The sequence below is a fragment of the Exiguobacterium sp. s36 genome (assembly GCF_018618345.1).
Classification (GTDB): domain Bacteria; phylum Bacillota; class Bacilli; order Exiguobacteriales; family Exiguobacteriaceae; genus Exiguobacterium; species Exiguobacterium chiriqhucha.
This window is the reverse complement of record NZ_JACSLW010000003.1, coordinates 293,589-315,850: the sequence shown is the minus strand read 5'-3', so window position 1 is coordinate 315,850 and position 22,262 is coordinate 293,589. Positions and strand designations below refer to the sequence as shown.

Genomic DNA, 22,262 nt, shown 5'->3' with positions numbered 1-22,262 from the left:
GACAATTTTCATTTTTGGTGTCGAACAACAAAAAAGCGACCGGTCACGTGACCGGCCGCCTAGATTATCTCAGTTGGTTAGATAAAGAGGTTCAAGTTACCGCCTTCGGCTGCCCCGAGGTATGCTGCCACACCACCGAGGTCGATGCCGTCGATTAACTCTTCTTCTTTAATGCCCATGACGTCCATCGACATCGTACAAGCGACCATTTTGACGCCTGCCTCTTGAGCCGATTTAATCATTTGATCAAGTGATGGGACGTTTTTGTCGCTCATCACTTTCTTCATCATCTTCTGACCAACGCCACCGAAGTTCATGTTCGAGAGCGGAAGCTCACCCGCATGAGATGGCATCATCATGCCGAACATCTTCTCGAGGCCTTGCTTCTTCACTTCTGGCGCATCTGGTTTACGGATGACGTTGAGTCCCCAGAACGTGAAGAACATCGTGACGTCTTTACCCATCGCTGCTGCACCTTGCGCGATGATGAATGACGCGAGTGCACGGTCGAGGTCCCCACTGAACACGACCATCGACGCGCCGTCGCCTGCCGGTGCGCCCGCTTGCACAGCCGCAGGACCATTGCCTTTTTGAAGGACCGCTTCGACGCGACCGTTCACAAATTGTTTCGAGACGAGTTTGTTGCCCGTTTTCTTCGCCCATGCTTCGATGTCCGCAAAGAAGCCAGGATCACTTGCGAGGACGCGGAGCGTTTCGCCTTCGCCGAGTTCGGCTACTTTTTTATTGACTTCTAAGATTGGTCCCGGGCATTGCAGACCGCACGTATCTAGGAAAATCGGTTCCCCGATTGGTTCATTCATCATTACTGGTGGTGCCTCCTCCGTTGCTGTTGCGGCAGTCTCATTTGCTGCCGATGCGTCTGCCTCGATGGCATCGAAATCGCGTTTTACTTGTGACCACGTCTTGTAGCCACCGCTCAAGTTTTTAACCTTGAATCCGTTTTGACGCAAGATGCGGGATGCGAGATATCCGCGAAGCCCGACTTGGCATGTCACATAAATCGTTTCGTCTTTGCTGTAGTTGTCCAAGTGATCGCGTAGCGAGTTGAGCGGAACGTTGATTGAACCAGGAATTTTGCCAAGTTCATGTTCTGACTCGTCACGGACGTCGAGCAATGTCGCGCCGTTTTGGACCAACTCGTCAATCTCGTTCCAATGTACGACTTCGTTATCGCCGAGGACGACGTTCGACGCGACGTAACCGATCATGTTGACCGGATCTTTCGCTGAGCTGAACGGTGGTGCGTAGCTGAGTTCAAGGTCTGGAAGGTCAAGGACCGTCAAGCCACCTTTCATCGCTGTCGCAATCACATCGATCCGTTTATCGACGCCGTTCATCCCCACGCCTTGCGCGCCGTAGATTTCACCTGTCGTCGGATGGAACAAGAGTTTGAGTGATACGGGTGTCGATCCTGGGTAATAACCCGCATGTGAACCCGGGTGCACGTGGACGGCTTCGAACTCTTTACCGGCCGCTGTCAAACGCTTCTCGTTCCAACCTGTCGAGGCGACGGTCATATCGAATACTTTGGCAATCCCAGTCCCCATCGTTCCGTTGTATTTAACGTCACGACCGTTGATGATATCGGCGACAAGACGACCTTGGCGGTTGGCCGGCCATGCAAGTGGAACAACCGTCGGCTCTTTAAAGATATAATCGAGCACTTCGACGGCGTCACCAATCGCGTAGATGTTCGGGTCTGACGTGAGCATCTTCTCGTTGACGCGGATGGCGCCACGAATACCTGTCTCAAGACCTGCTTCCGTTGCAAGCGACGATTCGGGCACGACACCGATTGATAAGACGACCATATCGGTCTCGATGACGCGACCGCTCTTCAAGTGGACACGTTTCCCTTTCACAGAGAACGAGTCGACACCGTCAGAAAGCTGAAGATCGACGCCGTGAAGGCGCATGTGCTCGTGAACCGGTGAGACCATCTCGCGGTCGAGCGGTGTCATGACTTGATCGGCCATCTCGACGAGCGTGACGTCGACGCCACGCTCCCGTAAGTTTTCAGCCATTTCGATTCCAATGAAGCCGCCACCGATGACCGTCGCGTGTTTTGGCGCTTTATCATCGACGTAGCTACGGATTTTATCCGTATCTGGGATGTTACGGAGCGTGAAGATGTCTTCTGCTTCTTCAATCCCAGGGATGTTCGGACGAATCGGTTTCGCCCCTGGTGACAAGACGAGCACATCATATGACTCATCGTACGTCTCACCTGTCTTGACGTTTTTCACCGACACCGTCTTCTCGGCACGGTTGATTTTCGTCACTTCCGTCAAGTTACGGATGTCGAGTTGGAAACGCTTGTTCATCCCTTCGACGGTTTGAACGAGCAATTTTTGACGGTCTTGAATCACGTCACCGATGTAATAGGGAAGACCACAGTTCGCGAACGAGATATACTCGCCCCGATCGAACATGACGATATGATTCTCTTCATTTAAGCGACGAAGGCGGGCGGCTGCCGAAGCACCACCGGCGACCCCACCGACGATTACGATTTTTTTACTCATTGCGCATTTCCTCCTTTGACGACTTCACCTGGCCAGCTCATCAAGCCATCTTCTATATTGACCACTTTATAACCTTTCGCTTCCATTTGCCAAGTCGCCTGCGTGCTGCGAGCACCTGAGCGACAAAGGACGATGTACTCTTCTTCAGGATTGAGCGTCTCAATCCATTCCGACATTTCGGAGAGCGGATAATTTGTCGCGCCAGCAATGTGCGCTTCTTGGAACTCGTCACGTTCACGAACGTCGACGATGTTGACTGGTACTTCAAAATCCATTTGACGTTTCAAGGCAGATGCTTTCATGTTTGTTTACCCATCCTTTTGATCTATAATATTTCACTTATTTATTCGTCAGCTTGGTAGCGGGCGTTCGACGAAAGTTTGTGATTCGTTGAACATATCGCTTCCACGTCATTAATATACCCCCTGTGGTATTTGAATGCAAGGGATTTGTTTGTCGAATCGGTAAACGTTTGAAAAATTTTCACATCAAACGTTGTTGCTCGACACATACTCCCCCACGTATTAAGATGAGACTACACAATAAATAGTTGGGTTACTGAACGATTTGAATATAGAGGTGAATCTAATGGAACAGTATCAATACGATGCAAAAGTGTTGAACCGGATGAAACGGGTCGAAGGACAAATCCGGGCCATCATCCGCATGATGGAAGAAGGGAAAGAGTGCCGTGATGTCGTGACACAGTTAAGTGCGGCTCGATCAGCGCTTGACCGCGCCTCGACCATCATCGTTGCGAAGAACTTGGAGCAGTGCATCATCACCGCCCAACAAGATGGCGAAGATACGTCAGAAACCGTCGAAGAAGCCATCAAAATGTTGATGAAACGCTAGTTCCCCTTGCTTTCCCTCCGCAAATGGGCGAAAGTTAGAGTAACGACTTTTAAGGGGGACTTGTTTGTGAACTTCGAAGAAAAAGTAGAATCATTTAAAGCGCTCGTCGCTGAACGCAATATGACGTTCAAAGAGAGCGAAACTGAAACGCATGTCACATTTTTGACGCGTGAAACGACTAAATCCGGGGCTCAGCCCGTTATGATTATCGCCTTCAATAAAAAGACGACAGATGCGGAACTGTATGCCGCGACGGTCACACACGTGCCGGATTACGTCGAAGACCTACCGATTCTGAACGCCTTGAACGAGTTCAACCAAGAGTTCAAATACTTCCGCTGCGTGCTCGACAGCGACCGTGATGTCACGCTCGCCTCGACGCTCGACCTCGACCTCGGCTTCTCGCCAGAGATCATCTTGCAACATTCATTCATGATGTTCCAAGCGGCCGACGAAGTGAACGAGTACATGCAGAAGTTGTATACGCAAGTCCAATAACAAACAGCCGCCCCGGACGAATCCAGGGCGGCTTTTTTTGAATCATTCTTTCGATTGGGCTCGTATAAGGAGGAAAAGGAGGAATTGCTGATGATGACACGCTATACGCATTACCTCGAAGCGCTCGAGGCAATCAGAGGAGCGACAAAGTGGTTCACCGATGATTTCCGACGCTTGATGGCCATCAATTATGCCATACACGACACCCCGTTCGATGAAACTCGGTTCGAGCAGGCTCAAGCGGCCGTCAAACGGAAAACGAAAGCCTTCTCCAAGTTTCGCGGCAGCAATAATTTCGTCTGGCTGTCGTTTCTCGATGCCAAGTATGAAGACATCGAACCGGCCATCGACGAGGCACTCCGGCTCGATACGTTGCTCGACCGGAAACACTTCCGCTTCAGTATGTTGCGTCCCTTCATCGCGAGCCAACTGATTAACGTCGATGAGCCCGAGCGCCGGCTTGACGAGGCGAGCGCACTCTATCAAACGTTCAAACGAAACCATCCTTGGCTGACGAGCGAAGAAGACCTTCTGTCTGCCCTCGTCCTCGTTCAAGCGTTCGATGACCACGATACGTTGAGTCAACGGATTGAGACGTATTACGAAGCGTTGAAAGCCGAGTTGCCCCGCTCAAACGAGCTCCAACTCGTCTCCCATCTGCTTGCTTTTAGCGACTTGCCTTCAGACGAGGTCATCAACCGCCTGCTCGAGTGGCGCGCGCGGCTCCAAGGACAAGCAATCGCCGTCAAAAATGAGCATCTGCCAGCGCTCGCCCTCTTGGCCATCGTCGCGGCTCCGAACGACAACGACGAGCGCGACCTGATCGACATTACGAACGCTGAGAAGGAAAAGCATCGCTGGTTCCACACCCACGCGTTGACGGTCGCCCTGCAACTCGTCGCGGCAAACAACATCAAGGAAGATGCAAGCGATTTACTGTTGCACGGGACGTTCGCCCATCTGCTCGCCATGCAACAGGCAGCAACGGCAGCGGCGACCGTGGCTATCATTTCGAGCACATCTTCGAGCGACTAAAAAAGAAGGGTTTCCCCTTCTCAACTAAATAAATACCAACTGAGACAACCGAGCACGAACACCGAGTTGGCGATTTCGACGATCCCAATCTTCATGATGGGGATCGTTTTGCCGTAGAATGCGACCGCCCGGACGAGACTCGGCACGTAAGCGAGTGCCAAGACCGGATAGCCAAACGCGATGAAGATGGCGACGAGCAAAAAGTGATATCCCCATGATACGTTCCGATAAAACAAGCTCTTCTTCTCCCGAATCATCGTTTTGACGAAAAAGATACTTCCGAGGAAATATAAGTACGGCAAAGCGAACATCCACACTATCGTCCCGTCCAAAGCATGTGACCCGAGATAATAGCTCGCCATCCCGCCGATGCAAAATGAGGTGACGGCGCTGACGTCGTTCCAGACGTTGCGCTCATCCTTAATTTTGGCGAAGTAGGCGTTGGTGAGACCGAATGGAATCATAGCAAGGACAAACCAGACAAGACGCCACTCGGACAAAAATACCGGGATGGCGGCTACAATCGCAATCGTCAAATACGTCACGACCGTGCGCAACAGCTCTTGTGACTTCTTCCGTTGCTTAATGTATTGGAACAAGAAAAATGTACCCATATAAACGAACAACCAGGCGATGGCGAACGGGATGTGCGCGAGCGTCCACCCTCCGACAATGCCGCCGAGTAAGAACGGTAAAATCAGCATCGACCACGCGCCGTGCTGTTTTGGAATCATCCATTTCATGTGACTCCCTCCTTCTATGTGTAGTGTAGAAGAAAGATGACTGTAAAACTGTGATAAATTTTACAAAACAAAAAACGATCTCACGCGAGATCGTTTTTTGTTTTTAGTTTGGTCACACTTGGCACGGTTACTTCGACCACATCGTCCGTCAACATTTTCGTGACGACACGACCTGCAATCGAGACCGCGAGAAGCGTATAAAGCGCATTCGACAATGGCAAATAGATGAGCGAGATCGCCAAAACGATGACATCAAATATGATGAGAATCGTCCCGACCGATACGCCGGTCCATTTTGATAGGCCGAGTGCGAATAAATCGTCGCCCCCGGTCGCCCCGCCCGATTTCAAGACGAGACCGAGACCGTAACCAGTCACAATCCCGCTCGCGATGGCGGCGAACAACGTCGCCGGCCACACTTGGATATCGAAGGTGAGTAAATCCAACCGATCCCACATGGCGTAGCTGAGCGACAGTGACGCCGCGGCAAGCACGGCTTGCCCGACGAAGCGCCAGCCTTTCCACCACAAGGCGATTAAAAAGAAGGGAATATCGAGTACAATCATCGAGATCGCCGGATCGATATCAAATAAATAGCGGCCGAGCAATGCTAGCCCGACGAAGCCCCCTTCTGCCAAACCAAACTGTTCATTCAAATAATAATAACCGAACGCCATGATCAGCGTTCCGAGCACTATGGTAGCAACTCGTTTCATTCCGATTGTCCTCCCCGTTTTCAACGGAGAGGAGGATCCTCAGTCGTAGCCGCGGTTCCATCTGTTCCATCTCCGATCTTCCGTTTGTTGATTTTTACATTGATGTCGCTTGTAAAAACTCAACGCTAGAAGTCCGGTAATTGAAACAGAGGCCATGTCCTCTCGGTATCCATAAAGACCTTCCTTTCCCAAATTGCGCGTAATCATGAGACTATTTTAACATACTCTCGCGATTGTTTCATTAAATGTATATTTAGTGTAGATTACGTTTCGGTAAATTTTTCTTACCAAACCACCACCAGTTCCAGTCCCCGAGCAGTTTCATCAAGGATGGGACAAGTAAAATCCGGATGATTGTCGCATCGATAAAGATCGCGAGCGCGATGCCGACACCGAGCTGTTTGATTGGACTGACACCGGTAAAAGCGAACGCCCCCGTGACGACAATCATAATGACTGCGGCCGACGTGATGATTTTACTCGTCTTGGCAAGTCCCATCTCCGTCGCGTAATCGTTATCTCCGGTCTCCCGATAATATTCCTCAATCCGCGAGACGAGAAACACCTCGTAGTCCATCGATAGGCCGAACACGAGCGAGAAGATGAACACCGGGGTCAAGATACTGATCGTCTCGGCATCATACACGTAGCCCGATTCGAAGATGATGACGAGCAGACCGAACGTCGCCCCGAGACCGAGCACGTTCATGATGATCGCCTTGATTGGAATCAAGACCGAGCGGAACGCCCACATGAGAATGACCATCGTCGCCAAGATGACAGTCACGACCGCATACGGGATGCTGGCATAAATCTCTTCATAAATTTCTTCGTTGAACGCGGCTGGTCCCCCGACGTCAAAACCACTCTCGCGCCAATCTCGGACGAACGCCTGCGCGTCTTTATCACTTGGCGGGACGTTGAAACTAACATTGACGAGGGCAAGATCTGTATTCCCTTCGAGCGTGACGAGACGTTCGAACGCCTCGAGTTGCTCTGGTGCCGCTTCAGCGAGTTGTTGGAATTCGACCGGTTCGAGACCGGATGCCGTCAAGAACGTCGTCACGTTGTCGACAATCGGATCTTCGGATAGCTCATCGGTGAGTGCCGTCAATTCATCGAGAATCATTGAATCGGTCAAGTCATTCGTCTCAAACAAGAGCACCGCATCCGTCGACGTCTCCCCGAACACGTCGTCCCACCGCTCAAGGGCGGCCCGTGACTCGTATGAAGTCGGGAGCGCATCGGCGTCCGGGATGTTCAATTCGAGGTCACGGACGAACCAGAGACTCGGTAGTAACAGCAAGAGCGCGACGAGTGTCATCGTGACGGGACGTCTCATGACGAAACGGGCCAACTTCTGCCACCGTACTTCAGAACGCGTCTCATTCGTTTTGATAAGACGCCCTTTATTGATCGCATCTCCGACGATATATAAGGCGGACGGCAACAGCGTGAGCGCCGATAAGACCGCGCCCGCCACCGCAATCAGCGCACCGAGCGCGATGGCTTGGAACACGTCGACTTGGATGAACAACAACCCGGCCAGTCCGACGAACACACAAAGCCCTGAGAACAGAATCGAACGTCCGGCCGTCGCGACCGTTCGGACGATGGCTGCCTCTCGCGACTTCCCATGTGCGAGCTCTTCCCGGTAACGGTTGACGAGCAATAGGGAAAAATCGATGCCGAGCGCGATGGCAATCATCGCGACCGCATTCAAGACGAAAATGGATAGTTCCATCGTCTGGGCAAAGAAGAACAACGAGCCGGCAGCCACGATGAATGTAATCAATCCAACGAATAATGGCATGACCGCGGCGAGCGGCGTCCCGAAGACGAGCAAGAGGACGAGCAACGCGACCGGGATTCCAATCAACTCGGCCCGAATCAAGTCATTCTTCGACGCTTCATTCAAGTCATCCGCGAAGACCGGCTCTCCGGTCAATCGCACGTCTGTATCCGTATCTCGAATCAAGGCGTTGCGAACGTCATCGATTGACGCCTCGGCCGTATCGTAATCCTCGAACTCGAGCAATAAGTAAGCTGCGTCCCCTGAGCGGGCATCGGGATTCTCGGCTGGCGTGATCACGCCGTCGATTCCATCGACGTCAATCAGTCGATCCCGTTGCTGCTCGATGACCGTATCAAGGTCCCCACCTTCCAACAAGACGATCATCGAGGCCCCGGCCCGGTCGAACCGGTCGTTCAACGTATCTTCCACTTGGGCGAAGCGCCCGTCTTGAATCGCAAATCCATTGCCGCGCAGTTCACTTGGCAACTGTAATCCGAAATATACCGATACCGCGAGCAATACCGTCCAAATCAACACGACAGCGTAGCGCCATCGGACTAACGCTTGTCCTAATCGTTCCATCCCTGTCCACTCCTCTCCATCTAAGAAGACTGTTCCCGTTTTTAGACGAGATTCTGTAAGCCTTCGTAAAAAAATCCTGAACCATGCCCTGGTCCAGGATTGTCAACGCTCGAACACTTGCAGCCAACTATGGCAGAAGCGACGCGGCGTCGATAGGACGACAAGTCTGTCGCCCGGCTCGTCCAATAAGACGACTTTCAACAATTCGGTCTCGGCACATACTTCTGATGAGAACACTTCACAATCGCGCTCAAACAGTTGGAACGATGTCATCGAGGTGATGGCAGTCGTCACACCCATTTGATCGACGATGACCAAGTCACGGTCACCCCCGTATGGAATCTTCCAACGCGCGCCCGCTTCGACGTCCTCGACCATGAACTGTTGATTCCGTTCATCGTACAAGGTCACGAGGCCAGGTGCCGTGAATCGTTCGAAATCATAGGTCGATTGATATGCGAGTTCGATGATGTTCCCGAACTCCGGGATCTCCTCGTAACGGCTATACCGAAACGTGTGATCGTTCAAGTTCAAGGCGACGATATCTGATTCGGCCGAGTACAAATACAAATCGTCCCCTGACCAGTAATGCAGGTTACTGAACCAATCGTCATGGAACGTCCGTGGAATTGGGTGACGTTCCATCGTCCCGTTCGTCAAATCCATGACTCCGTATGTCTGCAAATCTCGAAATAGCGCGACGGCTCTTCTACCATGTGGTTCAATATATAGTGCGCAAGGTGCCCATTTCCACTCGAGTTCCCATCGGATTTGGAATGTCTCGTCAAAAAACAGAAACCCGGTTTGCGCCAAATACAACATCCATCCTCCACCAACGCGCTCTAACCATTCAACCGTTTGATGAAATTGATAGTCTGCTACTTGTTTGTACATTTGATCACTTCCTAGTTTCAGCTTAGCAACGCACGACGCATTTTTCGATTTTGAATGTGTTCACAGAACACATTCTCCATCTGTCCGCTTTTCCTGTATACTGGCAGTAGCGTACCGTAATCGGAAAGGAGGAACCCTCATGCGCCCACTTCAACTCTCTCCCGAGACGGCGGTTGAGCTTGCCAAAAAGCTAAACGTCCCACTCGAGGAACTCATGCATATGCCAAAACACATCATCGTCAAAAAGATGATGGAGCTCGAGGCAGCCAAAACTGAAACGAACGAGGAAAAGGAGACGGAATGACGTCTCCTTTTTTCGCGCTTACTTTTGTTTCGGTTTCCGTTTTTTCGCAACATACCAGAGACCGAGGATAGCCAAGGCAGCTCCACCGGCGACCGCATATTTGCTGTAATCCGGACGGCGTTCCGTCACGACGAGTGTCGATAACGGCGCGACCGTGACATGCCGCTCCTCGAGGAGACGTGGTGCCGTCAAATTGACGGTGTGATCTTCGACATGGACCTCGAACTTGCCGGACGGTAGTTTCACCTCGACCGCTTCTTCGAGTCCGTTATGGTATACGAGATGGCGTTCGACGTAACCTTCGACGTGGCGACTCAGTTCAAAGGCGATGACGCCCTCGTCTTCATCGAAGAAACGTAAATGTTTACGAATCTGTTCCGCGTTCTCAAGACGGAACAACGGATATTGTTTGCGCAGGCTGATCAAGCCCTTCACATATTCGACGCTCGGCGTCTCTTGCTCGGCCCGCGTCCAATCCAAACGGTTGACGACCTCCCCCGAATTGAAGCTGTTCTCGTCCCCGTCTTTCGTGCGGAAGAACTCTTGACCGCTATGCAGGAACGGGATGCCTTGACTGAGCAACACAATCGATGTCGCGAGACGATGCCGGCGGCGGCGTGTCGTCTCATCGTCGTCCGGATTCGTAACGGCCAGTTTGTCCCAAAGCGTCAAGTTGTCATGGCACTCGACATAGTTCACGACTTGGTTCGGTTCGTCAGCAAAGCTTTGGCTCGTGACTGCACCGGCAATCCCACGTTTGACGTCCGCCGTCATATCCGCGTTGCCGCTGATCCAACCTGGCAAGTCTTCGATGAACACATCCCCACGGACACCGTCGCGAATCGCGTCGTTGAACTGGGCGATGCGCGGCATCTTGTGGGCGTTATGTTGGTTCGCTTTTTTACGGACCGGAAGCGGTGTGTCGAGATCCCAGCCTTCTCCGGTCACGAGAATCGATGGGTCGACGCGATCGAGCGCCCTGCGGACCTGGTTCATCGTCTTGACGTCATGAAGTCCCATCAAATCGAAGCGGAAGCCATCAATCATGAACTCTTTCGCCCAATACGACACACATTCGACGATCAATTTGCGCATCATCGCCCGTTCGGACGCCGTATCGTTCCCGCACGCCGAACCGTCGGCGAGCGTACCGTCCTCGTTCAAGCGGTAATAGTAATCCGGTACGAACTGTCCGAGCGGCGTCGTCAATGCATCATACGTATGGTTGAACACGACGTCCATGATGACACGGATGCCACGATCGTGAAGTGCTTGAATCATCGCTTTCAACTCGATGATGCGAGCGGCCGGATCATCCGCTGAGGAAGCGTATGAGCCTTCGACGGCAAAATAGTGGACCGGGTCATAGCCCCAATTATAATTCGCCTCACTCTCGCGTGACTCATTCACTGAACCGTAATCGAAGAACGGCATGAGTTGGAGATGCGTGACGCCAAGCCCGGTAATATAGTCGAGACCCGTCGGATAACCCGTCGGTGTCTTCGTTCCGACTTCGGTCATCCCGAGGAATTTCCCGCGATGCATGACACCACTGTCCGGATGACTCGTCAAATCACGGACGTGCGCTTCATAGATGACCGCTTCTTGTGACGAGTGGAAGAGCGGACGTTCTTTGACCCAATGGTCTGGGTTGAGCGTAGATGGGTCGAGCAGACACCCGCGCTTCCCATTGATCCCGACGACTTTTGCATACGGGTCGAGCGATTCGATACGCTTCCCAGCTACGACCGCCTCGAACACATAAAACTGACCTTCAAACAAAGCACGATCGAGTTCGATGACCCACGTCCCTTTCTCGGCCCGTTCTAACGACAACCGTTCGAACTTCCGCGCTCGCGGTGTCCGGTATAGTTTTACCGTCATCTCTTCGGCAACCGGTGACCAGACCCGCAACCGGATGAGGTCACTTTTAAACGTCACCCCGAGGTCTTTGCCGTGATATGCCATATGGTCTAAATCTACATTTGTCTGTTGATCGATAGTATGTTCCATCTCTTTCACTCCTTCACTACTTCAAATCTGCTATCATTATAACAAAACCCTTGTAAAGGATGGATGAAACATGGCAAAAGACAATTCTTTTGATATTGTGTCAGAAATGAACCTCGAAGAAGTGAAGAACGCGATTCAAATCGCCGAGAAAGAAATTTTAAACCGCTACGACTTTAAAGGTTCGAAAAGCGAGATGTCGCTCGATAATGGCGATGTCGTCCTCGTCTCAGATGATGACTATAAGCTCGAGCAATTGAAAGACGTCTTGATCACGAAATTGATTAAACGCGGCGTCCCGACGAAAAACCTCGATTATCAAAAAGTAGAACGTGCGCTCGGCGGCACGGTCCGTCAACGCGTCAAATTGAAGAGCGGCATCGATAAAGACGATGCGAAAAAGATTAATAACGCCATCAAAGAATCAAAACTGAAAGTGAAGTCGCAAATTCAAGACGATCAAATCCGTGTGACGGCCAAGTCGCGCGATGACCTTCAAGCCGTCATGCAGCTCGTCCGTGAGCTCGAATTGTCCGTCGATGCCCAATTCACAAACTACCGATGAAACTCGCCATCATCAGTGACCCACATGGTTCGTTTGATGATTTGAAAGCCGTGCTCGAGTCGGTCCGCCGCGAGACGGAGCACATCCTTTGCCTCGGCGATCTGTACGAGTGTCATATCGGTAAGAAACGGCGCAACGAGCGCTTCCATGAAGTGTCCGATGTCGTGACGTACGACCCTGACTACGAGGCGCTCCTCACCTTCCCTAGCCTGCGCGGCAATCAAGAAGAGCGGATTGACGAAGTGCTCGTGGTGTCGCATCCGGTCAAGACACGAATCGCCTTATTACCGGAGCAGACGACGCTCGATGAGGCGCTATTCTTGCATGGACACCAAGTGAAATGGAGTCCGGACTGGGAACCGCTTGTCGAGAAAGGGAAGTATCCGCTCGTCTTTATCGGACACAGCCATATTCCGGGGATTTACCGGAAAGGTCGCTCGATTCCCTGGGAAATCGGGAAGCCGTTCACCTTGAAGAAAAAACGGTACGTCATCAATGTCGGCGCCGTCATCTTCGACCGGGAATGGTGTCTGTATGATACAAAAGCCCGGACGGTCACACGCATGAAGGCATAGGAAAAGGGACCCCCTCAAAAGGGTCCCTTATTTGTGCTTACATTTCTTCTGGAGCTTGAACACCGATCAAACGGAGTCCTTCTGTCAATACGATCGTCACCGCTTTGACGAGGGCGAGACGTGATTGTTTGCCTGCATCTTCTTCGAGGACACGGACATGACCGTAATACTTGTTGAACGCTTGCGCCAAATCGAGCACGTAACGGCTAATGATTGATGGTTCGCGACGTTCGTGGGCACGTGTGATGACGTGTGGGAACGCGTTGAGCATCGTCACGACGCCCCACGTGTGGTCGTCGTTTGCGCCAGTGAACGTCGAGCCGTCGTAGTTACCTTTACGAAGGAGCGAGTTCGCACGCGCGTTCGTGTACTGCACGTACGGGCCCGTCTCGCCTTCGAATTTGAGCATGCTATCGAGGTCGAACTCGATGTTGTTGATGCGTTCATTCTTCAAATCGTGGAAGATGACCGCGCCGACACCGACCATGCGTGCCACGTCGTCCGCGTTCGCAAGTTCCGGATTCTTCTGAGCGATGTTCGCTTGTGCTTTCTCGATTGCTTCTTTGAGCACTTCCTCGAGCAAGACGATGCGACCTTTACGTGTCGACATCTTTTTCCCTTCTTGCAAAATCAAGCCGAACGGCACGTGGTGCATACCGTCGACGAAGTCATAGCCGAGCTTGCGCAGGACTGAGAACAGTTGTTTGAAGTGAAGCGCCTGCTCGCCGCCGACGACGTAGTTCGCCTGGACGAAGTTGTACGTCTCATGACGATAGACGGCAGCTGCCAAGTCGCGTGTCGCATAAAGCGTCGCGCCGTCTTTCTTTTTAATCAAGCATGGTGGCAAGTTCTCGTCCTCGAGTGAGACGACCATCGCCCCTTCACTTTCGACGAGAAGGTTTTTCTCTTCGAGCATGGCGACGACGCGATCCATCTTGTCGTTATAGAACGCTTCCCCGTTAAAGCTGTCGAATTCGACACCAAGGAGGTCATATACTTTTTGGAACTCTTTGAGTGATTCTTCGCGGAACCACGTCCAAAGCTCAGTCGCTTCCTTGTTGCCGTCTTCGAGTTTCTTGAACCACGCACGGCCTTCGTCTTCAAGTTCCGGTTGTGTCTTCGCTTCTTCGTGGAAATGGACGTAAAGCTTCAAGAGCTCAGCAATCGGATGTGCCCGGACCGCTTCCTCGTCGCCCCATTTTTTATAGGCGACCATCAGTTTACCGAACTGTGTGCCCCAATCTCCGAGGTGGTTGATGCCGACGACGTCATAACCGTTTTTACGGGCGATTTGGTTGATGGCATTCCCGATCACCGTTGAACGAAGGTGTCCCATCGAGAACGGTTTGGCGATGTTTGGTGACGAGAAGTCGGTGACAATTGTCTCGTTGCGCGTCGCGTGTGTCGCGTAGTCCGCTTGTTCATCGAGCACCGTGTTGATGATTTCTTGTGAGACGACGTCACGGCTCAAGAAGACGTTCACATACGGGCCAGCCGCCTCGACTTTCGTGAACAACTCATCGTTCAAGTCGTTTGCGATATCCGTCGCGATCATGACCGGTGCTTTACGATAGGCTTTCGCAAGTTGGAAACACGGGAAAGCAAGGTCCCCGTGTGCCTCATGTTTCGGTTTTTCAATCAATGCTTCAATCTGGTCGAGCGTCAACTCGTCCCCGATGACACGGGACAAGGCTTCCGCATATTTGCGTTCATAACTCATTCTAATTCCTCCTTATCATTTGTTCATAAAAAAAACGCCCTTTGCACAGATGCAAAGAGACGGGATGGCCCGCGGTACCACTCTTCTTGCCTGCTTGACGCAGACCGCTTTATCGGTGATAACGGGGGTCCCCCGGCTACGCCTACTCAAGTTCGGATAGCATCTCAAAAGTGCGTTTCGCGATGTTTGTCAGCCTAGGCTCTCACCAATCCCTAGGTCGCTTTGTTGACGGAACGATCGTTACTCTCTTTTTCATCGACTTTCGTCTATGTGGTTGAAAAGCAATTTCATTATAGAGGATATTTCATATAGACTCAATGCTAGAATTCCGCCATTATGGTGGATAGGCAGGACTCGGGCGTGATTGTGCCGAATCTTCTACCATACATAATTGAATTTTTCCCACATAGGAGGGAACCATGAACCATTTCCGCAAGATGTCCGTCCTCGGTTGGAGTATTTGGAGTATGCTATTCAGTTTGACCCTCATCTTGTTCGCTACAGGCGTATTAAACATGCCGGCCATCGAGCCGTTACCGTTCATCTTGATTGCGTTGCTCGTCATTACTTTTCAAATGGACTCCATTGAACGGAAAGGCGTCTACTTTACCTTTTCAGAAAGTATCGTCTTAATTATTTTTTTATTCTTTGATTTTGAGACAGCGCTGTTCGTCAATCAGATTGGACTACTCGTCTTCCAGTTCGTCAACTTGAAACCGCGCGTCGCGCTTCGACGGTTCCGTTTTACGTATCCGTGGAACGCCATCACGTCGTTTTTGGAAATCGCCATCCCGGCCAGCGTCTACTTGGCACTCGGTGGTGTGACCGGTCTCGGTTTTTATTCCCAAGATTCGTTTCTGCCGCTTGCCGGCTTGATTGTGGCCATCATCTTAAACACGGTCGTACAAAAGTATCAAGTCGGTTGGTGGTTCCGTGTCGATATCCCGGTCCGCGACTTTCTAAACATCGCGTTTTACACGTATATCGTCAGTCTCGTCTTCATTTTAGCAGCCTCGCTCTTCCGTGAGACGAACTTGCTTGTCGTCAGCAGTATCGCCGCCGCACTCACCTTCTTTATTAAGCGGCTCATCATCCAGAAAGGTCGGCAAGACGCCTTCAAATCGTTGATTGAACAATATGATGAGGCAAAAGAAGCCGTGTCGTTGTCACAAAGCGAGGCGCAAGCGATTGAGGTGTTCCTCAGTCAATGTGAACGACTCAACGAGTACGACGAAGGGTTCGTCGAGTTCAAACTGTTCGATCGCACACTTTACTTTGATTTAAAGACGCGCCAGCCGATCGATCGCCACGTCGTCTTTGATTTACTCGATGCAACCTATCCGAACGAAGCCTCGGTCGAGTATGAGATGCGCTTTGAATGGGACGCCCCGTTATCGAACGAGTTCGATGAAGACTATCATAGCTTCATCTCGGTCCGTTCCGAGGAAATCGAAGGCATCCGCACGTGGCTCGTCATGACCGGCGAGCACGTCTATGGCTATCCGCCCATCATTCAACGTGAGATTGTCAAACTGCTCAAATCGTTCAATCGAACGATCAGTCGTTGTCATGAACGCGACCGCCTCTATACCGAGAGCCGGACGGACAGCTTGACGTTGCTTGCCAATGCACGGGCTTTTTATGAATACGGGATTCAACAAATCTCGGACGGCTCGATGTACCCGATTTCCGTCGCAATGCTCGATATCGACTTCTTCAAAAAAATCAACGACACGCACGGTCATCAAGTCGGAGACAGCGTGCTCCAAGAGTTTGGTCGCCGCATCCGCCAAGTGCTCCGCACCGATGATTTCGCAGCCCGTTATGGCGGCGAGGAGTTCATCTTGCTGTTGAACCGATGCGATGTCGAAGCCGCCGTCGAGATTGCCGAGCGCATCCGTCAACAAATCGAAACCAAACCATTCCACGTTGACGGAATCGATATCCCAGTGACCGCCTCAATCGGCGTCGATACGATTCAAGCGTTCGGTGACAAACGACTAGACGATACGATTCGCAACGCCGACCGAGCGCTTTACGTCGGCGGGAAGTACGCAGGACGCAACCGCGTCGCCCATTACAATTTTTTGACGTCCTGACTCGCCCCCACGTGCATCGCGTGGGGGTTTGCTATTGACAAGCAGATTTGAAACAGGTACGTTAGGGAACGTGTCTTATAACTAAATATCACAACTTTTTTATCAAGAGAGACTGAGGGACTGGCCCGATGACGTCTCGGCAGCGGGTAACCTGTGCCAAATCCAGCGAGCGGTCTGCTCGAAAGATGAAAAAAGTGTTTCTTGTAGAGAGAGCCTTTTTTCAGAAGGCTCTCTTTTTATTTTTATGAATGAGGTGAATCGATTGGAACAACCAACAGCTAACAAATGGGCGCTCTTGCCCTTACTCGTCTTCCTCGTCTTCTTTATCGGGGCAGGCATCTACTATGACGATTTTTATAAATTTCCCGTCTTGATTGCGGCCTTGATTGCCGTCATCGTCGCGGCGATGATGACGAAAGGAAGCGTCACCCAGACGGTCGAACGTGTCGCCCAAGGCGCCGGCAACCCAAGCATCTTGATCATGGTGTTCATCTTCTTGCTCGCCGGCGCGTTTTCAAGCGTCGCCGAAGCAATCGGGGCGATTGATGCGACCGTCAATGCGGCATTGACGTTATTACCGCCTTCGCTCCTCTTGAGCGGCCTGTTCGTCATCGCGGCCTTCATCTCAATGGCGATGGGCACATCGACCGGGACGATTGCCGCACTGGCGCCGATCGCCCTCGGCATCCATGAGGAGAGCGGCGTCAATATCGCCATCGCAGCAGCGGCCGTCGTTGGCGGTGCCATGTTCGGTGATAACTTGTCGTTCATTTCGGACACGACGATTGCAGCCGTCCGCACCCAACGGACGAACATGCGCGACAAGTTCCGGACTAACTTTTGGATCATCTTGCCGGCAGCCGTCATCACAACGATTTTGCTCGCCGTCTTATCGAGCGGTGAATCGACCATCGAGCCAGCAGCGTTTGAATGGTATAAGCTGATTCCGTACCTTGCGGTCATCGTGCTCGCCTTGACGGGAATGAACGTCATCCTCGTCTTGCTCGGCGGCATCGCCCTGACCGGCATCATCGGTCTGTTGGACGGCAGTCTAGCCGTCACCACGTACGTCACCGCCATGGCGGACGGCATGATGGGCATGGCCGAGATTTCACTCCTGACATTGCTCATGGGTGGGCTCGTCGGGCTCATCTCGCATAACGGCGGACTCACGTACTTGCGTGACGCGCTCACGTCCCGAATTAAAAGACGGGCCGGCGCGGAGTGGAGCATCGCCGGGCTCGTCAGTGCGACAAACGTCGCGACGGCGAACAACACGATTTCGATTCTCGTGGCTGGTCCGCTCGCCGCGAACATCGCCGACGATTATGACATCGAACGTAAAAAGTCAGCGAGTGTACTCGATATCTTCTCGTGTGGGGTCCAAGGTCTGTTGCCTTATGGGGCACAGCTTCTCATTGCGGCCGAACTGACGAACACAGCGTCACCGGCGCTCGTTCCGTATATGTTCTATCCGTTCTTGTTGTTCATTTGCGGAGGATTGGCCATCGCCTTCAACTTCCCGCGTTTCAAAAAACGCGCTTAACGAAAACGACCTTGTGAAGCAGTCGCTTCACAAGGTCGTTTGTCGTTTCGCTTCAAGTTCACGCTTCAGCTGCTCGTTCCGTTTTCTGAAGGCACGCCGTTTAAGCAGTTCTTCGAGTCCACGGCTGATGGCCCATAGGACAATCAGTAATAAGACGAGCATCGATAATCGGAACGGGCTTTGGATAAACTCTTCCCACTGGTCGCCAATGACAGAGAAAATCAAGACGACGAGCAACTTGCCGAACCCGGCCGCCATGATGAACGTACGGAGCGGCATTTGAATGAGCGCGAGTAAGTATGTGATCAAGCTGACCGGAATAAACGGGAGCGAGTACAGAAACCCGAGTGAGACCGGACTCATGTGCTTGATGCGTTCGAGCCAATAGACGCCTTGCTTATGTCTCTCGAGCCACCGCGTCATCGGCTTTCGGAACACGTAGCGAACAGCTACAAACACAAGAATTGTTCCGAGCAAACTCCCGATCCAAGACAGTAACGTCCCAAGCAAAAATCCATATGTCGCTGCGTTCGCCGAGATGATGAGGACGAGTGGGAGAAATGGAAAGATCGCCTCCAGGAACGGTGCCCCGAGTCCTGCCCAAGGTCCGCCCGGAAGTCCTTGTAGCCATTCAATCAAGTTTAAAATATATTGTTGGAGTGATGTCAGCATGTCAGTTTCCACCTTCAACTTTCGTTATTCCTTTTTACCCGATTTCGCTCAGGAAGACGCATCCCCCTGCCCACCGCCGTAAAAAAATAAAAAGTATTTGCGAAATTCAGCTGTGATATCTATCATATAATATGGACTTGTGGTTGCAGGCAAGTCCGTTCGTCGAACGACACAACCCAACGTTCGTTTTCCTGCAAAAAACTGAACACAGGGGAGTAACACACATGGAAACAAAACCAATGCGGGTCTTGCTGTACTATAAGTACGTCAATATCGAAGACCCAGAAACGCTCACACAAGAGCACCTCAAGTATTGCAAGGATCTCGGCATCAAAGGACGCATCTTGATTTCTTCCGAAGGAATCAACGGGACGTGCTCTGGGACTTGGGAACAGACCGAGCAATACATGAACGACTTGAAAGCGAACCCGCTATTCAGCGACATCGAGTTCAAAATCGATGAAGTCGAAGAGCATGCGTTCTCGAAAATTTTTGTCCGTCATAAGAAAGAGCTTGTGACGTGGCGCTTTGATGGTGAGTTCGACGTGCCTAAACAGCACGGTGCATACCTCGAACCGGCAGAATGGAAAGAGATGATGAATCGCGACGATGTCGTCATCCTCGACGTTCGTAACAACTACGAGTACGATCTTGGTCACTTTAAAAACGCGATCAAAATCGATGTAGAGGCTTCTCGTTACATGCCAGATTGGCTCGAAGAAAACAAGGACCTCTACGAAGGGAAAACGTTACTCACGTACTGTACCGGAGGCGTCCGTTGCGAGAAATTTACCGCATATATGCGTGACCAAGGTCACGACAACATTTTCCACCTTAAAGGCGGCGTCGCCATGTACGGCAAAGACGAAGCCACGAAAGGCGAGGACTGGGAAGGTGAGCTTTACGTCTTTGACGAGCGCATCAACGTCCCGGTCAACACGGTCAACCCGTCCGTTGTTTCGGAGTGCATGCACTGCGGAACGAAGACGGTCCGCTACGTTAATTGTGCCAACCCGGTGTGTAATGCCCAACACTTCTGTTGTGAAGAGTGTGAACCAAAACAAATGCGTTCATGCTCGAAAGAGTGCCAGGAGCATCCACGCAACCGCTATATCATCGAGAATATCGCGGACAAACTTCAGGAGACTGAAGGCGTCGTCGGGTAACAAAAATCGACCAGAAAGCACTTCGAGCCTACGCTCGGGGTGCTTTTTTGACAGAAACTTTACGTCTAGCCGATGACAGAATCGGGTATAGTGTAGATACCATTGTCAGACAGGAAGTGAATCGATTGCTCTTTAACGAACCTTTACTCGCCGCCTTGCTCGCTTGGTTCATCGCACAAGCAGCTAAGCTCGTAACCGAACTCATTAAAACACGAGACTTTGAATTAGAAATCATGTTTGCCTCGGGTGGGATGCCAAGTTCCCACTCTTCGACCGTCGTCGCCTTAGCGACCGTCATCGGTCGAATCGAAGGGCTCGATTCCAGCATGTTCGCGCTCGCCTTGATTTTTGCGACAATCGTCATGTACGATGCGACCGGTGTGCGTCAGGCGGTCGGATTCCAGGCCCGCTTGTTAAACGACTACTTCAAAGGAATCAAGCACGAGACGCCCATCTTAAATGAACTGGTCGGTCATACCCCGTTCCAAGTCATCGTCGGTGCCTTGCTCGGTCTCGTGGTCGGACTGTTTTTCCCAATTTAATGTGAATGATGCAGGCATGTCGTTCCTCCTTCTAAAAACTCACCATCTTTTTGTGAACTTTCACAACAGAGACGGTATAGTGAAAGAGAGGAGGAATCGACATGCCTTTTTTGCAGAAATCTTATGAGTCGCTCGATACGCTCGCCGAAGCAATCGGACAAGCGATTCGGGCCCCCATCACGATTGAAAACCGACACCATCAGTTACTGGCCTATAGCACCCATCCCGACTCGACCGATCCGGCACGTATCGCGACGATTATCGGCCGCCGTGTCCCGGAGGCGGTCATCGAGGACTTATGGGAAAGTGGAATCCTTCAAGAAGTGATTGACCGTGACGAACCGGTCGTCATCCCTGCTCGAATGGCTGTCGGACTAGGCGAACGAGCAGCCGTCGTCATCAAACAACAAGGTGACGTGCTCGGTTACATTTGGAGTCTGGCCCGAACGACGCCGTTCTCGGAACAAGAACTCACCGTCCTACAAGAAGGAGCGAACATCGCCAAAAAGCTACTGATGACCATCGCGATGCACGAGCGGCGCATCGATGCCGAATTGGAACGCTTCTTTTTAGAAGTGCTGGCCACTCCCGTCTTATCGCCACCCCACCGCGACCGCTTGAATGAGCTCGCACCGATTGCCGTCGCCAGCCGCCTCACCGTGATTGAATGTGCCCAGCCGGTCACCCCACAACTGGCGGAACGACTGTTTTATGTATTAGCGACCCAGCAAGCGATTGAAGTCGTCCTGCACGCTATCGATGGCCAGCAACTACTCGTCTGGCATTATATGAAATCGGACTTGGCCGAGGAAGAAGCGGCGCTCTTACAGTGGGCTGACCGTTTTGAAAGTCAGCTCCGAGACAAGTTCATTGAAGCGGAGCCGCGTCTTGGCATCAGTCGACGCTTTTTTGAGAGCGATATGCTCTATGCGGCGATGGAAGAAGCACGACGCGTTACGTCGCTTCGCCGAAAGTTCCCGTATGAGCTTGCGACATCGCGCACGTTCGAACAGATCGGAATTTATCAGCTCGTTCCCGATTTGGCCCGACGCATCGGGCTTCGTCTCGAGACGCATCCGACCATCGAGCGCCTACAGGCGTATGACGTCACGCATCATACCGAGCTCGTCACGACGCTCGAATGGTATTTCTATTTTGATGGGAACGTCAAGCGTGTCGCCGCTCATCTTCACATCCATCCGAACACCGTGCTCTACCGGATTCGGCGGATTGAAGAACTGACGAACATCACACAAGTCTCGCTCCCTGAACGGGCCGCCGTTTATCTCGCCATTAAGGCCGGTCAATACCGCCAAGACGATTGACGCCTACTTTGTGTTTTTTCACAAAGTGGGCGTTATCACTTTTAGAATCCATGCTAAAGACAGCGTTTTCGGAT

Annotated in this window: 20 protein-coding genes, 1 riboswitch and 1 other annotated feature; of the genes, 11 read left to right on the top strand and 9 right to left on the bottom strand. The window is 51.8% G+C overall.

Features of this window, described 5'->3' with window-relative positions:
- Positions 1–77: 77 nt before the first annotated feature.
- On the bottom strand, positions 78–2,546 hold the full coding sequence (locus KNP95_RS09505; RefSeq protein WP_214836804.1) for a CoA-disulfide reductase: 2,469 nt from the start codon (positions 2,544–2,546) through the stop codon (positions 78–80).
- Positions 2,543–2,848: a rhodanese-like domain-containing protein gene (locus tag KNP95_RS09500; RefSeq protein WP_021068155.1), complete on the bottom strand. Its 306-nt coding sequence runs from the start codon at positions 2,846–2,848 to the stop codon at positions 2,543–2,545. Before KNP95_RS09500 ends, KNP95_RS09505 begins: the two co-directional genes overlap by 4 nt.
- Before the next feature lie 286 nt (positions 2,849–3,134).
- Between KNP95_RS09500 and KNP95_RS09495 the strand changes: the two genes are divergently transcribed.
- The 3 genes from KNP95_RS09495 (at position 3,135) to KNP95_RS09485 (ending at position 4,934) form a co-directional block, all read left to right on the top strand.
- Positions 3,135–3,401 (top strand): metal-sensitive transcriptional regulator, encoded by a 267-nt coding sequence (locus KNP95_RS09495; RefSeq protein WP_021068154.1) that lies wholly within the window; start codon positions 3,135–3,137, stop codon positions 3,399–3,401.
- 66 nt (positions 3,402–3,467) lie between these two features.
- A complete protein-coding gene (locus KNP95_RS09490) occupies positions 3,468–3,899 on the top strand; it encodes a type III secretion system chaperone family protein (protein ID WP_016509669.1) in 432 nt (143 codons plus the stop codon).
- Between the two features lie 90 nt (positions 3,900–3,989).
- Positions 3,990–4,934 carry a DUF4003 family protein gene (locus tag KNP95_RS09485; RefSeq protein ID WP_021068153.1) on the top strand — a complete coding sequence of 315 codons (945 nt, stop codon included), beginning with the start codon at positions 3,990–3,992 and terminating at the stop codon, positions 4,932–4,934.
- Positions 4,935–4,954: 20 nt separating this feature from the next.
- On the opposite strand, the gene KNP95_RS09480 is transcribed toward KNP95_RS09485, so the two are convergent.
- From KNP95_RS09480 to KNP95_RS09465, 4 genes are all read right to left on the bottom strand, one after another.
- Entirely contained in the window at positions 4,955–5,677 is a 723-nt protein-coding gene (locus tag KNP95_RS09480; protein WP_058765494.1) for a YwiC-like family protein, read from the bottom strand.
- Positions 5,678–5,757: 80 nt separating this feature from the next.
- Positions 5,758–6,393, bottom strand: a complete 636-nt coding sequence (locus KNP95_RS09475; RefSeq protein ID WP_034780845.1) for a YitT family protein — start codon at positions 6,391–6,393, stop codon at positions 5,758–5,760.
- A gap of 253 nt (positions 6,394–6,646) precedes the next feature.
- On the bottom strand, positions 6,647–8,770 hold the full coding sequence (locus KNP95_RS09470; protein ID WP_214836801.1) for an MMPL family transporter: 2,124 nt from the start codon (positions 8,768–8,770) through the stop codon (positions 6,647–6,649).
- A 102-nt stretch (positions 8,771–8,872) separates the two neighbouring features.
- Complete coding sequence (locus tag KNP95_RS09465) at positions 8,873–9,664, bottom strand: hypothetical protein (protein ID WP_021068149.1); 792 nt, start codon at positions 9,662–9,664, stop codon at positions 8,873–8,875.
- Between the two features lie 139 nt (positions 9,665–9,803).
- Here KNP95_RS09465 and KNP95_RS09460 point away from each other — a divergent pair, with 139 nt between their 5' ends.
- Positions 9,804–9,968: a YycC family protein gene (locus KNP95_RS09460; protein WP_021068148.1), complete on the top strand. Its 165-nt coding sequence runs from the start codon at positions 9,804–9,806 to the stop codon at positions 9,966–9,968.
- A gap of 18 nt (positions 9,969–9,986) precedes the next feature.
- On the opposite strand, the gene pulA is transcribed toward KNP95_RS09460, so the two are convergent.
- Entirely contained in the window at positions 9,987–11,981 is a 1,995-nt protein-coding gene (gene pulA / locus KNP95_RS09455; protein ID WP_214714998.1) for a type I pullulanase, read from the bottom strand.
- Between the two features lie 70 nt (positions 11,982–12,051).
- Here pulA and KNP95_RS09450 point away from each other — a divergent pair, with 70 nt between their 5' ends.
- Together KNP95_RS09450 and KNP95_RS09445 are read left to right on the top strand one after the other, a co-directional pair.
- On the top strand, positions 12,052–12,543 hold the full coding sequence (locus KNP95_RS09450; RefSeq protein WP_214836798.1) for a YajQ family cyclic di-GMP-binding protein: 492 nt from the start codon (positions 12,052–12,054) through the stop codon (positions 12,541–12,543).
- Complete coding sequence (locus KNP95_RS09445) at positions 12,540–13,118, top strand: metallophosphoesterase family protein (protein WP_214836795.1); 579 nt, start codon at positions 12,540–12,542, stop codon at positions 13,116–13,118. Before KNP95_RS09450 ends, KNP95_RS09445 begins: the two co-directional genes overlap by 4 nt.
- Positions 13,119–13,155: 37 nt before the next feature.
- On the opposite strand, the gene argS is transcribed toward KNP95_RS09445, so the two are convergent.
- A complete protein-coding gene (argS, locus tag KNP95_RS09440) occupies positions 13,156–14,838 on the bottom strand; it encodes an arginine--tRNA ligase (RefSeq protein WP_214836791.1) in 1,683 nt (560 codons plus the stop codon).
- A 52-nt stretch (positions 14,839–14,890) separates the two neighbouring features.
- Positions 14,891–15,103 (bottom strand) — a binding site (T-box leader).
- A 154-nt stretch (positions 15,104–15,257) separates the two neighbouring features.
- Between argS and KNP95_RS09435 the strand changes: the two genes are divergently transcribed.
- Together KNP95_RS09435 and KNP95_RS09430 are read left to right on the top strand one after the other, a co-directional pair.
- Positions 15,258–16,937: a GGDEF domain-containing protein gene (locus KNP95_RS09435; RefSeq protein WP_034804305.1), complete on the top strand. Its 1,680-nt coding sequence runs from the start codon at positions 15,258–15,260 to the stop codon at positions 16,935–16,937.
- A gap of 96 nt (positions 16,938–17,033) precedes the next feature.
- A riboswitch (SAM riboswitch) is annotated at positions 17,034–17,129 on the top strand.
- Positions 17,130–17,181: 52 nt separating this feature from the next.
- Positions 17,182–18,483 (top strand): Na+/H+ antiporter NhaC family protein, encoded by a 1,302-nt coding sequence (locus tag KNP95_RS09430; RefSeq protein WP_214836788.1) that lies wholly within the window; start codon positions 17,182–17,184, stop codon positions 18,481–18,483.
- Between the two features lie 27 nt (positions 18,484–18,510).
- Here the strand turns inward: KNP95_RS09430 and KNP95_RS09425 are convergent, their stop codons facing one another.
- Entirely contained in the window at positions 18,511–19,155 is a 645-nt protein-coding gene (locus KNP95_RS09425; RefSeq protein WP_214718447.1) for a TVP38/TMEM64 family protein, read from the bottom strand.
- 224 nt (positions 19,156–19,379) lie between these two features.
- Here KNP95_RS09425 and trhO point away from each other — a divergent pair, with 224 nt between their 5' ends.
- The 3 genes from trhO (at position 19,380) to KNP95_RS09410 (ending at position 22,188) form a co-directional block, all read left to right on the top strand.
- Positions 19,380–20,321, top strand: coding sequence for an oxygen-dependent tRNA uridine(34) hydroxylase TrhO (gene trhO / locus KNP95_RS09420; protein ID WP_034804313.1), 942 nt, complete (start codon positions 19,380–19,382; stop codon positions 20,319–20,321).
- Between the two features lie 116 nt (positions 20,322–20,437).
- The gene (locus tag KNP95_RS09415) at positions 20,438–20,863 is read left to right on the top strand and encodes a divergent PAP2 family protein (RefSeq protein WP_029596250.1); all 426 of its coding nucleotides are present in this window, start codon (positions 20,438–20,440) and stop codon (positions 20,861–20,863) included.
- A gap of 101 nt (positions 20,864–20,964) precedes the next feature.
- On the top strand, positions 20,965–22,188 hold the full coding sequence (locus KNP95_RS09410) for a PucR family transcriptional regulator (protein WP_034804315.1): 1,224 nt from the start codon (positions 20,965–20,967) through the stop codon (positions 22,186–22,188).
- Positions 22,189–22,262: the final 74 nt, after the last annotated feature.

Excerpts from the sequence above, each read along its gene's own strand:
- KNP95_RS09435 (WP_034804305.1), top strand. The coding sequence starts at position 15,258 with ATGAACCATTTCCGCAAGATGTCCGTCCTCGGTTGGAGTATTTGGAGT.
- trhO (WP_034804313.1), top strand. The coding sequence starts at position 19,380 with ATGGAAACAAAACCAATGCGGGTCTTGCTGTACTATAAGTACGTCAAT.
- KNP95_RS09450 (WP_214836798.1), top strand. The coding sequence starts at position 12,052 with ATGGCAAAAGACAATTCTTTTGATATTGTGTCAGAAATGAACCTCGAA.
- KNP95_RS09500 (WP_021068155.1), bottom strand. The coding sequence starts at position 2,848 with ATGAAAGCATCTGCCTTGAAACGTCAAATGGATTTTGAAGTACCAGTC.
- KNP95_RS09505 (WP_214836804.1), bottom strand. The coding sequence starts at position 2,546 with ATGAGTAAAAAAATCGTAATCGTCGGTGGGGTCGCCGGTGGTGCTTCG.
- pulA (WP_214714998.1), bottom strand. The coding sequence starts at position 11,981 with ATGGAACATACTATCGATCAACAGACAAATGTAGATTTAGACCATATG.
- KNP95_RS09475 (WP_034780845.1), bottom strand. The coding sequence starts at position 6,393 with ATGAAACGAGTTGCTACCATAGTGCTCGGAACGCTGATCATGGCGTTC.
- KNP95_RS09465 (WP_021068149.1), bottom strand. The coding sequence starts at position 9,664 with ATGTACAAACAAGTAGCAGACTATCAATTTCATCAAACGGTTGAATGG.
- KNP95_RS09480 (WP_058765494.1), bottom strand. The coding sequence starts at position 5,677 with ATGAAATGGATGATTCCAAAACAGCACGGCGCGTGGTCGATGCTGATT.
- argS (WP_214836791.1), bottom strand. The coding sequence starts at position 14,838 with ATGAGTTATGAACGCAAATATGCGGAAGCCTTGTCCCGTGTCATCGGG.
- KNP95_RS09410 (WP_034804315.1), top strand. The coding sequence starts at position 20,965 with ATGCCTTTTTTGCAGAAATCTTATGAGTCGCTCGATACGCTCGCCGAA.
- KNP95_RS09495 (WP_021068154.1), top strand. The coding sequence starts at position 3,135 with ATGGAACAGTATCAATACGATGCAAAAGTGTTGAACCGGATGAAACGG.
- KNP95_RS09470 (WP_214836801.1), bottom strand. The coding sequence starts at position 8,770 with ATGGAACGATTAGGACAAGCGTTAGTCCGATGGCGCTACGCTGTCGTG.
- KNP95_RS09460 (WP_021068148.1), top strand. The coding sequence starts at position 9,804 with ATGCGCCCACTTCAACTCTCTCCCGAGACGGCGGTTGAGCTTGCCAAA.
- KNP95_RS09445 (WP_214836795.1), top strand. The coding sequence starts at position 12,540 with ATGAAACTCGCCATCATCAGTGACCCACATGGTTCGTTTGATGATTTG.
- KNP95_RS09430 (WP_214836788.1), top strand. The coding sequence starts at position 17,182 with ATGAATGAGGTGAATCGATTGGAACAACCAACAGCTAACAAATGGGCG.
- KNP95_RS09425 (WP_214718447.1), bottom strand. The coding sequence starts at position 19,155 with ATGCTGACATCACTCCAACAATATATTTTAAACTTGATTGAATGGCTA.
- KNP95_RS09485 (WP_021068153.1), top strand. The coding sequence starts at position 3,990 with ATGATGACACGCTATACGCATTACCTCGAAGCGCTCGAGGCAATCAGA.